We start from the raw sequence: 12,413 nt of genomic DNA, 5'->3' as shown, positions 1-12,413 counted from the left end.
CGTGAGTAGACAAGAGAATATCCATCAACATCCTTTTTCCATTACGAAAGAGCTAAGGCAAGCTCAGCACGGACATAAAAGCTATATTCTTTGGTTTACTGGTTTATCAGGGTCAGGTAAGTCCACCATCGCCAACATGGTCGAGGCAAGACTGCATGCGATGGGAATATCGACATATATTTTAGATGGAGACAATCTACGGAATGGATTAAATGAAGACCTTGGTTTCAGCTCTGGTGACCGTAAAGAGAATATAAGGCGAATCGGAGAGGTCACCAAACTATTTGTGGATAGCGGAATAGTAGTGTTGGCCACTTTCATTTCGCCTTATGCAAGTGACAGGGAGGATGTAAGAAAAAAAGTACAACAGGATGAGTTTATTGAGATTTATGTAAAGTGTCCCATCGAAGCCTGCGAAAAACGGGACCCCAAAGGATTGTACAAGAAAGCTAGAAGTGGGGAAATCACCTCCTTCACAGGCGTTTCGGCTCCATATGAAGAACCGGAAAATCCGGAGATACTAATTGAAACCAGTCAATACACCATTGAAGAATGTGTGCAGCAGGTCATGAACTATTTAAAGGATAATGGTCTTTAACATCGACATGGCCGAATTTGAAAAAGAGAATATGAAACAAACCAAATCAAATGATTGAGGGGTTATAAATGAAGGTTCAAAGAACCAGTATCGATCCACATGGCGGGAAACTGATTCAACGTGAATTATCAGGAAAAGACCGTGTGGAATACTTGGAAAAGTGTAAATCCTTATCGTCCCTGACCATCTCGAAATGGAATATTTCCGATCTGGAAATGATTTCAAACGGAGCGTTCAGCCCGCTTGTAGGATTCATGGGAAAAGAGGATTACCGAAGTGTCATTAAAGATATGCATCTGGCAAATGGCTTGCCATGGACAATACCGATCACTCTTCCTGTCACGAAGGAAGAGGCAAGTCGGCTGAGCATTGGCGATGAGGTCGCTTTATACAGTGATGACGGGGAACTTGCTGGTATCATACAGGTGGAAGAAACGTTTGCATACGATAAACTGGAGGAAGCAAAACTCGTATATAAAACAGACGATCCCAATCACCCTGGGGTTAAAAAGCTGTTTGGACAAGGGGATATCTATGTTGCCGGACCAATTTATTTAATAAATGGATCATCGCATGAGCCATTCGGGGAATTTCATATGAGCCCTTCCGAAACGAGAAAGATGTTCACGGATTTAGGTTGGAATACTGTTGTCGGTTTTCAAACGAGGAACCCAGTACACCGTGCACATGAATACTTGCAAAAAACTGCATTGGAAACCGTTGATGGACTATTATTGCATCCTCTTGTCGGTGAAACGAAAAAAGATGATATACCTGCTGATGTTCGGATGGAAAGCTATCAAGCATTACTAAAAGGCTACTATCCAATGGATAGGGTTTTACTTGCCATATACCCAGCAGCAATGCGCTATGCTGGGCCCAGGGAAGCAGTATTTCATGCAATTGTCAGAAAGAATTATGGGTGCACGCATTTTATTGTCGGCCGAGATCATGCGGGTGTAGGCAATTATTATGGCACATATGATGCCCAAGAAATCTTTAGCCAGTTTGATCCGCTGAAAATTGGCATAAAACCTCTATTCTTTGAACATAGCTTTTACTGTAAAAAATGTTTGAATATGGCTTCCTTGAAAACATGTCCCCATAAAGATGAAGATAGGTTTATATTAAGCGGGACAAAAGTCAGGGAAATGCTCCGGAACGGCCTTGTCCCGCCACTTGAGTTTACACGTCCTGAAGTGGCCGAAGTTCTTATTAGAGGCATGAAAATAAATGAAGGTGAGTAAGCTATTGTAAACGCGTTTAGATTTAGTATTTTAAACTGGCGGAGCAGTATAGTCCGAGTACAGTTTTTGTAGATTCGTAGATATTAAGTGAAGATAACGAATTGGAGGAGGATTAATGAAAGCGATCGTTTACACCAAGTACGGTTCCCCCGACGTTCTTCAACTGAAAGAGGTAGAAAAACCTTCTCCTAAGGAAAATGAAATACTGGTAAAAGTAAAAGCGACAACGGTAACAATGGGGGATATTCGGTCACGGAGCTTTACAGTTCCACTCTCTGTTTGGCTTCCTGCCCGGATAATAATGGGTTTAAGACGTCCCAAGAAATCCATATTGGGCTTGGAGTTATCCGGGGAAGTTGAGTCAGTAGGTAAAGGTGTTAAGCTGTTTAAAGCAGGTGACCAGGTTTTTGCAGCTTCCCAAGTGGGTTATGGTGCTTATGCCGAGTATAAGTGTCTGCCTGAAGACGGGCCAGTTTCCATTAAACCCAATAATTTATCCTATGAGGAAGCCGCAGCCATTCCAATTGGGGCACGTACAGCATTGTTTTATCTTAGAAAAGCTGACATTCAGAGGGGGCAAAAGGTTCTTGTCTATGGTGCTTCAGGAAGTGTAGGAAGTTATGCAGTGCAAATAGCAAAGTATTTCGGAGCAAAAGTTACAGGGGTTTGCAGTAAAAAGAATATAGAATTGGTAAAATCTCTTGGAGCCGATCAGGTTATCGATTACACTTCAGAAGATTTTTCCAAAAATGGTGAGACCTACGATGTTATTTTTGAAGCGGTAAACAAGAGTCCGTTTTCAGCTTGTATGAAATCGCTGAAGAAGGACGGAACTTATCTAAATGTCGCCAAGCCGTTACCCGGTTTTCGAATGCTATGGACTAAATTGACAACCGGCAAGAAACTGATATTGAGTCAAAATTCCCCTGAAACTCCCGAAGCTCTAAACTTCCTCAAAAAACTTGTTGAAGCGGGGAAGTTAGAAGTGGTCATTGACAGATATTTTGCGTTTGAAGAAATAGTTCAAGCCCATAAATATGTAGAGAAAGGACACAAGAAGGGAAATGTCGTCATAACTATGGTACATAACGGAAAATCCTAATAAATGAAATAGGGTAAGTAATCAAGCTTTTATAAAGCTAGGGGATGCGTTAATTATAAGGTTAGCCGGTGTATACTGGTTGACCTTTTTTTGAAAAAAGGAAATCTGATATATGTCACGGTAGTACGTACGGTATTATCGAGGTGTGCCTCTGGAACAATATAAATCTAGTTTTAGCAAAGGGAGTGGAAAAATGTTTCCGATATTAGAGACAAAACGGTTGGTCTTGAGAGAATTGGCTGAAGGGGATGCATTGGATTTATTAAAATGTTTTTCCAATCCAGATGTATTACGACATTATGGGCAACCTCCATTAACAAATACAGATCAGGTGAAGCAAATCATTAGGAATTTTTCAAAGAATTTCGATGAAAAACGTGGTATTAAATGGGGAATTGAATTGAAAGGAAAGGATGGCATTATTGGAACGATCGGATTTCAAGAATGGTTCCATGAACATAAGAGAGCAGAACTGAGCTATGCACTTTTACCAAAATATTGGGGCAACGGTTATGCAACAGAAGCTGTCCGTAAGGTGATTTCTTATGGTTTTAAAGAGCTTGACTTAACGCGTATTGGAGCAATTGTTTTTATTGAAAATAAAGCATCCAATAAGTTGCTGACAAATTTAGGCTTCAAAAAAGAAGGGATATTGAGAGATTACATGTACCAAAATGATGTTTCGTTTGATACTAATCTATACTCTTTAATAACGGTAAAGCCTAAATGAATTAACAAAGTACTAGGAACACTCGCGCCATGCACACAAACATAAGGGAAATTGTTAACTGTTTTATGGAAAACAAAAAATGAAAATTCAGATATATATTTTAAAATTCATTGTTTTCCTGTAAGATAACAATATATAAAAACCCTGTCGAGTTGTCGACTTACTTTGAAAACGCGAGGAAAACATAAATTATGGCATTCGAAAAAAGTCTTGAAAAAAGTTGGAGCAATCAAAAAAACATAGGATTAACAGCATATTTTAAGAAAATGAAGGGTGAAGCTAGGGAAAAAGACAGAATTGATTATATGGATTCCCTTGTTTCAGCTGTAGGTGGGCTCATTGCTATTATCATTATTAGTTTCATATCTGTCCATTTAGGATATCCTATGGCATTGGCTCCTCTTGGGGCGAGCTGTGTTATTGTTTTTGGTGCGCATAAAAGTCTCTTGTCTCAACCACGTAATGTTATTGGAGGACATATTATCTCTACTACATCAGCTCTTATCATTTGGAGCATCTTTGGTAAAAGCCTGCTCATTATCGGTCTAACATTGGCTATAGTATTGATTATAATGACTTTCACCAAAACTGTTCACCCCCCCGCAGCGGCAAGTGCCCTTGTTTCTATTAATTCCCAAGCTGGTTGGGGATTCCTGATTTCAATTGTATTAGGTACCTTATTATTAGTTTTTATATCGATGATTTATAATAACTTATTTCAAACTAGACAATATCCAAAGCACTGGTTTTGAAAAATTAATATATTAACAAACGCTTAATTTGTGACTGTATTATAGCTCCTCACTAATTTGATAACTGATTTACTACAAAAAGCGGGGAGGAGCGGCTTTTCCTTACTAATAGAATTAAAAACTTACTCACCATCACATTTACATAAAAAATAGCATATGATAATGATTTGATAAAGCTTGATGGGCAGTGATGAAATCCCAGTAAAAAAGGTGAATGTTATGTCTGATCCAGAAAAAGGAGATTCTTATCAAATCAGTTTGTAAAATATTCGCCATCACTCACAGCGGAAAATTTTAAAAAGAAGGAAGTGCAAAATAATAATTCCATTTATCAGCAACTTCTTGTGCAATATCTGACTCTGATAAAGTTACAGCGTCTACTAAATCGGTCAGATAAAAATACGCAGCATCCATCCAACGATCATAATCCGAATAATGCCTTCATAGGACATAGCATCGTAGGTCCCCGAGGAATAAAGCTCTTCAGCTAGACGGTGCTTTTAGGGAATCGACTAGACGATGAATTTTCAGAAAGCAAAATTTCAATATGCTTGATCTTGTGAAAAATAAAATTCACGATTCGCCAGAACGAACGAAATCCGCTATGAATGGGGATTTTATATTTGCCGCTCCATGAAAAGGCAGTCGAGACCGCAAAGGCAATAGGAATAGTCAAATTGGACAAGAAAAAAAGCAGTTTTCTAAATGCTTACGAAAGTATTCAAAAAGAAGTCGATACAGGAAGGATTGGATTTAAACGCAAGCATGTAAGATGTTAAAATTAGCACTTTTTTATTAATTCCTTATCGGGAAAGTTTTTGAACAAATGAGCCTGTATCCACCTTGGATCAGGCTTGTTTGTATATATAGAAAATTAATCACGAGGGATATTACGTTTTTAGACTTTAAAAAAAATCATGCTTGAATCTGCGATTGTCTAGAATTCTTTTTGAAAATCACCTTCGCTTTAAAATAAGAGAACAAATAACAACCTATAATCACGATACCACTACCAATTCCTTGTACCCACGTCATTTTTTCACCTAATAATAGAAAGGCTAAAATTGCAGTGAAAATAGGATTGAAATTCAAGAAAATACCTGATGTTGTTGTACCTAATTTTTGTACACCAATGTTCCAAAGTACCATACATGCTACAGTTGAGATAACGCCTGTATATAAAATAGATTGTATGAAAGAAGTATTTATATTAGAAACTGTAAAATCAGAAAAATTAAACGGAAGAAGAACTATAAGTCCAAATATACCAGAATATAATGTAGACATCATGGGTGTTGTTGTTATCATCGCCCATTTGCTACAAACGGAATATATTCCCCAAACGCATACAGCAGCCATCATATATAAATCACCTGTATTAAATCGTAATGAAAGGAAAAGATCAATATTTCCTTTTGAAAGTACAAGTATTACGCCAATAAGCGAAAATAACATAGAAAACATTTGTAGAATATTAATTCTTTCTTTTAAAAAGAAAAATGAAAAAACAGCAATTGAAATCATGTTTAATGTTGATATTAATCCAACATTAGTCGCGGATGTTTTCTCCAATGCTACAAATTGTAATAGGTTAAATAGAACCACACCTGTAATTCCCATCAAAAATAAAGGAAGGATTGCACTTCGAGGAGGAAATATCTTTTTTTCTTTCCACCATACAATTGGCCAAAGACAACTAATAGCAATGATCCACCTTAAACTTGTCAACGTCATCGGAGAAGCATGACCGACAAGCGATTTACCTACGACAAAGTTTCCACCCCATAATAAACTTGTTAAAAGTAATAACGAAAAATAATAATATTTCATATCTTTTTGCTCCTTTTCATCTTTCACAGTTTAAGTGAAAAAAGATCGAAGCCATTGTGCACAATGACATTTCAATTTTCATAATTAATTACTAATAATTTTAACATTTTAGATCGTTAGTTAATATGTTATTTTGTATAATAGAAGAAACTTAAAATAATATTAAAAAATATTGCTGATATACAGAATTAAATTAAGTTTTGGCTTTTAGATGATACCGTTTTTGGAACATTTGTAAAAGGAGTGACTATAAGTGGAATCTATCGTAAGCAAGGTTCTAGATAATGTTGATATTCAAATTTTAGATTTACTGCAAAAGGATGCACAGTTAAGCAATACTGAGCTTGCAAAGCGTGTCAAATTATCTCCACCAGCTATACATTCAAGGATAAAACGTTTGGAAAATGAAGGGTTTATTAATGCACAAGTAGCAATTTTAAACCAGGAGAAGCTAGGTTTTGATTTATTATGTTTCATTTTTATTAGTACGAATATACATCAAGCAGAAGAACTGGAAGTTTTGGAAAAGGCGTTAGCTTCTATGTCGGAAGTATTAGAGTGTCATTGTTTAACAGGTGAGTATGATTATCTTCTAAAAGTGGCTAACAAAGATCGGAAGGAATTAGAAATATTTATTAGAAAGTTAAATAAACTAGGTATAACAAAAATTCAAACTAGCCTAGCTCTCAGAGAAATTAAATATTCAACAGTTTTACCCATATAGGAAGAAAAGTCCCGTTCGTAAAAGTACACATTATCGAACGTTTTTGATAGAACAAGAGAAAGAGAGAAGTAGAAGAAAGAATAAAAAAATGAAGTCCTTAAATTTGGAAACATAAAGTCTGCTGCAAGGATCAAAATGAAGAACAGCAACATCAGGCCATGAAATAAAAGGGTTTGGAGAAAAAAATAGCCTTTCTAAAGAGAAACATAGGCTATTTATTCATTATCAATTTATATTAGTAAATATAAATCCATTCTGCTCAACTAGTTTAAGCAATGAGCCTTGCATCGATTAAAAAGCAGTGCACTCTTTATGAGTTGCACTGCTTTTTAAAATTTTATCCCGTTTATTATGGTCTTTAATTAGAAAATCGGTATTAAAGTATAGCTGAAAGAATCATTATCTTTATTTATTTAACAAAACAGCTTCTTCATTACTAGGTTGTAAAGCTATTTGCAGTGCTCTTTTTTCTTCATCGTTTAAAGGGACCATCGGTAAGCGGACACCTCCAACATTTAACCCCCGCATATTTAATGCTGATTTTACTGGTGCCGGGCTTGGTGCAGTAAATAATGCTTTCATGATTGGAAGAAGTTTACGATGCGTAGAAGCAGCACCTTGGACATCACCATTTTTAAAGCTATTGATCATTTCTTGCATTTCATTACCAATTATGTGTGAAGAAACCGAAATAATACCTGTTCCACCGATGGCTAAAACCGGTAATGTTAACCCATCATCGCCGCTGTACAATGTAAAATCACTAGTTGTTTTGCTAATGATTTGTGCCATGGCATCTAAGTCACCACTTGCCTCTTTTACTGCCACGATATTGTTGATTTTCGAGAGGTTAACAATCGTCTCCACTGACATGTTTACAACACTTCGTCCTGGAATATTATAAAGCATTACCGGTAATGATGTTGAATGGGCAATAGCGCTAAAGTGCTGAAATAATCCTTCTTGAGACGGCTTGTTATAGTATGGGGTAACGAGCATGATTCCGTCGACTCCTGCTGCCTCTGCTTGCCTTGTCAAGCTGATAGAAGCTCTCGTGTTATTTGAGCCGGTTCCAGCTATGACTGGAACTCTTCCATCAACAACTTCAACAACAAATTTGAATAATTCTACTTTCTCTTCTTGAGTTAATGTAGGGGACTCTCCAGTTGTACCAGCTATTACTAATCCATCAGAACCATTAGCAATTAAATAATTCACTAAAGTTCTCGTAGCATTAAAATCAACCTCATCATTATGATTAAACGGGGTAACCATTGCGGTTAAAACTTGGCCAAAATTCATAACTTCACACCCTTTTGTATAATTTTTTAAAAAATATTCAGAGGTGGTTAGGGCCATTCAGGAGTAAACGCAAAAAAGCAACAACGAGGATTCGCTGCTGCAGTAGAAACAATATTTACCAAAAAATGTTTCCGCGCATAAGATAGCCCTCCATATAGTTTCCTATATGACAGTCCTGTATTTATTCAATAGCAGAACCAGCTTCAAGAACATGAGATTCTTTCCGCTTCGGCAAATTCCCCTTTCCACAATAGTCATAGGATCTCATTCTCCTCAAAATGTGTACTAATGGTCTTTGCTCCTCTATCCTCACTTCAAAAAGTATGAAGTAAGAAAATATTTAATTGACTGTAATATAACAAGGAATCCTTTCTATTGCAAGGCCAATTTAGAAATAATTTTTAGAATACATGGATTATCAATGGAAATGGATACGGTATAGGGCTGGATTCATCTTTTTTAGTATTATGTAATCTCAACATTTATAGATTTATAAAACAAACTGTATGAAAGATTTCAACCTTTTATAGTCAGTTTTGACAATAGATATATCTTATAGAAGGTATCAAGGTGGGGGAGGACAGCAAGATATGAAAATCCGTGACGTAGGAAGCAAGAAAACGATCGCTTCAATTGTCTGTAGGATACCATTGATTCAGGATTGGAACGAGATACATATAAACAGCATACGTATCTCGTTCCAAATCCATGAGATGAAATGAAAAAAGCCATTAAGATTCGTGGGGGTGTTAACAAAGAAAATTGATCACGCATTGAACTGCGAAATGGATTGTGCATAGTAGGCAAAATGGGAAAGATGGCAAAAATGCAATTCTACTGTCGTTAACAGGAAGTTTTCATTAGTATCTCATTAATAACGACCGGTGTTCGCAGAAATAATGAGAGCCCCGCTTGAAGAATAAATACCTGCTTTGGCCAAAGCATTATACGGATCTAAATTCCATAATTGTGCAGTATAACATGATGTCTGCCCTTTCATTATCCATCCGTTTCCACCGGAACTAGCACAACTTGTAAATGCTCTCTTAGTCGTGCCATTAAAACTGTCAACCCAAACATTTGCATAATAATCGTAAGGAGCAGATGAATAAAACTTTAAGTAACCCCACGCCGTATGACAATACGCACTTCCTTTTAGCTGCACATATCCAATTTTCACACCGTTTTTATAGATATATTCTGTTTCATAGGTGATTGGGCTTTTAGAAGCACAACCTGTAGAATAAGGGTTTGTATTATCGTAGGACAAGGCAAATGCTTTATTCATCGGTGCAATCGCAAAAAACACTCCAAAGACAAGAGTCATTACCATCACAATATTTAATAATTTTTTTATAATAACCTCTCTCCTTTCCTTCTTCTAGACTTTACCATATGAAAATTGGTATTTCTATGTACTATGGAATCATTTACCATCTGTATAAATATTACCATTTTACGGGTATCTACGGAGTTAAGGGATAGTACCCCATTCCCATTAAGAAAAGGAAAATCAATACCAAAAACGAGACAAAAGTGAATGGAACGAATACTGGCCATAGTTTTTTTTTGATTTATTAATATATAAATTACATTGGTCTTATATTTTATTAATAATGTAAAGTTACTATTTTAATTGGTAAACACCATAAAAATTTATAAACAAGGAGGATATTTGTCGATCTGTTAAAAAAATACATAATTAGCTAAACGATAAATAGGAGGTATTGATTTTGAAAGGGAAATATAAATTTGCAGCGATGCTGACAGTTGTAACGGTAGGATTAACAACTTCTTTATCAAGTGTACAAGCATTCTCGGAATCTTCAAATTCAGATAATAAACGTAAACCAGAGCTCGTTTTTCCAGTAATCAGTGATGTACATATTGATGATGGATCCACAGCTGATATGAACAAGTTCAGAACAGCCATGGATCAATTAAATAAAGCTGCGCCTAGACAGGATGCTTTTGTTGTCGTTGGGGATTTAACGGACTATGGATACGCTTCTGAATACGATAAGTTCTTCTCCATTTATAATGAGAAGAAACAAGGTGATGTCCAATCCATGTTTACAATGGGGAACCATGATTATTGGAATGGACTTTCCGTTGAAAAGGCACAAGATCGTTTTCTCGAGAAAACAGGAATGGAATCTCTTTACTATCATAAAAAAGTAAATGGATATGATTTTATTACGTTAAGTCCGGAAAATGGTAATACGCATGGTTTATATTCTGTTAATCAAATAAACTGGCTAGGTGAAAAATTAGCTGCAGCAGAAAAAGAAAATCCGGACCAACCAATCTTTGTTTTTCTTCATCAACACATTAAAGACACTGTGTATGGAAGTGACTTGTGGGGAACTCAGGAAAATAAAGAACTTTTATATGATACTTTAAAGAAACATCCACAGGTGATTACATTTTCAGGCCATTCTCATTATCCACTTGAAGACCCTAGAACGATTCATCAAAAAGACTTTACGTCAGTTGGCACGTCTTCTGTTAGTTATTTGGAATTGGAGCCAGGCAAACTTCAAGGGTTCCATCCAGAAGGATATCGGGATATTAGTCAAGGAATGATTGTAGAAGTTTATAATAATGAAGTTGTCATTAAAAAACGTGACTTTCATAAAGACGATTGGACTGGAAAACCATGGGTAATAAAAAATCCTTCTAAAAAAAATAAATTTAAATATACAGACGATCGAGATCAGTTACCACCGGTTTTTGCAGGTAAAGACAAGGCTTCGATTGTAGAAGAAAAATCGACACTAAGAAGTTTAAATGTAACATTTCCACAGGCAAAAGATAACGCACTCGTACATTCTTATCACATTACCGCCAAAAACAAGGAAACAGGGGAGCTGGACGCAGATTTCACCGCATTTTCTGAATTCTATTATGACCCTGTGCCAAAGAATTTAGAGTTCCCAGTTGCTGGACTTAAGCCAGGTACTGATTATGAAATTAAGGTACAAGCACTAGATTCATTTAACAATAGCAGTAAAAGGGTGTTACTGGCTGATGGTCAGACAAAAGCCCTGGAAATGGTCTCGGCACAAGCTTCTCCTGCTTTAGTAACGGAAGGTGAATCGACTGCACTCCAAGTGAAGATGAAAAATTATGGAAGTAAAAGTGTGAAAGGGAAAATTAAAGTTGATGCACCAGAAGGTTGGAGTGTGGAGCACAATGAACTTGAGTATGAGCTATCAGGAACTGAAGAAAAAATGTTGCCAATAAAAGCTACACCTAGCAAGGAGATTTCGGGTTCATCACAATTCAAGATTACTGCTTACGAGGGAGGCCAAATAATTGGCTCCAAGAATATAAATGTATTCGTCAACATGATGCTTGGAGAAAGTTTTGACCAATTAGAGTCTGCATTAAAGCCAGCAGTGAATGAAAACATTCCAAGTTCCATTCTCGGGTGGAGCCATACAGCTCCTAATGGCTGGTCGGTTACAAACAGCTCGAATATGCCAGCTGGTACAGAAGAGTGGCAAGGTTGGAGCTTCACAACAAAGGACTTTTGGACAAAAGCAGAAGACCAGGAGCGTAACAAATTTGAACTTGGTAAAGGTGTTATAGCAGTAGCGGATCCTGATGAATGGGATGATAACGGTTCACCAGCAGCAAAAGGCTTTTTTGATAGTACTTTAACTTCACCTTCTGTAAAAGTTGATGATGCAAAAGATTTATACCTAGGGTTTGCATCCCACTATAAACAAGAAGGAACGCAAACAGCTGAAGTAACTGCTGTCTTTGATAATGGGGAAAAACAACAAGTTCTCGTTTATGACAATAAAGCTGCTTCGGATAATAAAAATGGACATGTTTTGAATAAGTATGAAGTTAAATCGATTAAGGTTCCTGAAGATGCTTCTTCTATGAAATTACAATGGAGAATGCATAATGCGAAAAATAATTGGTTTTGGTCGATTGACGATATTAGATTGGATGACCAAATGATCGTTTCACCAAATTAATGAGAAGAACAGGTGAACTTTTTTTGAAATTTGTAAAAAGCGGACTTTCCTTATGGGGACGTTCGCTTTTTCTCTATGGCTCACAAACTCTGGGCAAATAGAAACTAATGTGTTGATATTTGAAAAATGAGAACTT

The 12,413-nt window shown here is 36.5% G+C and carries 11 protein-coding genes, 1 pseudogene and 1 riboswitch; of the genes and pseudogenes, 9 read left to right on the top strand and 3 right to left on the bottom strand.

The genetic code is table 11. The annotated features are described in order from the left end of the window. Position 1 precedes the first annotated feature (1 nt). The 6 genes and pseudogenes from cysC to OSJ91_RS15190 all read left to right on the top strand — a co-directional run. Positions 2–598: an adenylyl-sulfate kinase gene (gene cysC, locus OSJ91_RS15215; protein ID WP_485889973.1), complete on the top strand. Its 597-nt coding sequence runs from the start codon at positions 2–4 to the stop codon at positions 596–598. A gap of 68 nt (positions 599–666) precedes the next feature. Beyond that, on the top strand, positions 667–1,845 hold the full coding sequence (sat, locus tag OSJ91_RS15210; protein ID WP_485889972.1) for a sulfate adenylyltransferase: 1,179 nt from the start codon (positions 667–669) through the stop codon (positions 1,843–1,845). A 115-nt stretch (positions 1,846–1,960) separates the two neighbouring features. Further along, positions 1,961–2,947: an NAD(P)-dependent alcohol dehydrogenase gene (locus OSJ91_RS15205; RefSeq protein ID WP_485889971.1), complete on the top strand. Its 987-nt coding sequence runs from the start codon at positions 1,961–1,963 to the stop codon at positions 2,945–2,947. 193 nt (positions 2,948–3,140) lie between these two features. Then, positions 3,141–3,677 (top strand): GNAT family N-acetyltransferase, encoded by a 537-nt coding sequence (locus tag OSJ91_RS15200; protein ID WP_350298992.1) that lies wholly within the window; start codon positions 3,141–3,143, stop codon positions 3,675–3,677. 191 nt (positions 3,678–3,868) lie between these two features. Then, a complete protein-coding gene (locus OSJ91_RS15195; protein WP_485889970.1) occupies positions 3,869–4,429 on the top strand; it encodes an HPP family protein in 561 nt (186 codons plus the stop codon). A 497-nt stretch (positions 4,430–4,926) separates the two neighbouring features. Next, a pseudogene (locus OSJ91_RS15190) lies at positions 4,927–5,208 on the top strand (DNA alkylation repair protein); the annotation flags it as partial. Positions 5,209–5,344: 136 nt separating this feature from the next. Here the strand turns inward: OSJ91_RS15190 and OSJ91_RS15185 are convergent. Continuing rightward, positions 5,345–6,259 carry a DMT family transporter gene (locus OSJ91_RS15185; RefSeq protein WP_485889969.1) on the bottom strand — a complete coding sequence of 305 codons (915 nt, stop codon included), beginning with the start codon at positions 6,257–6,259 and terminating at the stop codon, positions 5,345–5,347. A 253-nt stretch (positions 6,260–6,512) separates the two neighbouring features. On the opposite strand from OSJ91_RS15185, the gene OSJ91_RS15180 reads away from it, so the two are divergent. Then, the gene (locus OSJ91_RS15180) at positions 6,513–6,983 is read left to right on the top strand and encodes an Lrp/AsnC family transcriptional regulator (RefSeq protein WP_350298989.1); all 471 of its coding nucleotides are present in this window, start codon (positions 6,513–6,515) and stop codon (positions 6,981–6,983) included. Positions 6,984–7,388: 405 nt separating this feature from the next. Here the strand turns inward: OSJ91_RS15180 and dapA are convergent, their stop codons facing one another. Beyond that, complete coding sequence (gene dapA, locus OSJ91_RS15175; RefSeq protein ID WP_485889968.1) at positions 7,389–8,285, bottom strand: 4-hydroxy-tetrahydrodipicolinate synthase; 897 nt, start codon at positions 8,283–8,285, stop codon at positions 7,389–7,391. 135 nt (positions 8,286–8,420) lie between these two features. Further along, positions 8,421–8,599: riboswitch (Lysine riboswitch) on the bottom strand. Positions 8,600–8,875: 276 nt separating this feature from the next. Between dapA and OSJ91_RS15170 the strand changes: the two genes are divergently transcribed. After that, the gene (locus OSJ91_RS15170) at positions 8,876–9,007 is read left to right on the top strand and encodes a hypothetical protein (protein WP_485889967.1); all 132 of its coding nucleotides are present in this window, start codon (positions 8,876–8,878) and stop codon (positions 9,005–9,007) included. 149 nt (positions 9,008–9,156) lie between these two features. Here OSJ91_RS15170 and OSJ91_RS15165 read toward each other — a convergent pair whose 3' ends face one another. Next, positions 9,157–9,573 carry a DUF2690 domain-containing protein gene (locus OSJ91_RS15165; RefSeq protein WP_214749922.1) on the bottom strand — a complete coding sequence of 139 codons (417 nt, stop codon included), beginning with the start codon at positions 9,571–9,573 and terminating at the stop codon, positions 9,157–9,159. 445 nt (positions 9,574–10,018) lie between these two features. Here OSJ91_RS15165 and OSJ91_RS15160 point away from each other — a divergent pair, with 445 nt between their 5' ends. Continuing rightward, on the top strand, positions 10,019–12,277 hold the full coding sequence (locus OSJ91_RS15160; protein ID WP_485889966.1) for a metallophosphoesterase: 2,259 nt from the start codon (positions 10,019–10,021) through the stop codon (positions 12,275–12,277). The last annotated feature ends 136 nt before the right edge of the window (positions 12,278–12,413 follow it).

It is taken from the genome of Bacillus sp. T-10(2022), from assembly GCF_056502895.1.
The sequence above is the reverse complement of the archived record's forward strand: the minus strand, read 5'-3'. Positions and strand labels throughout refer to the sequence as shown.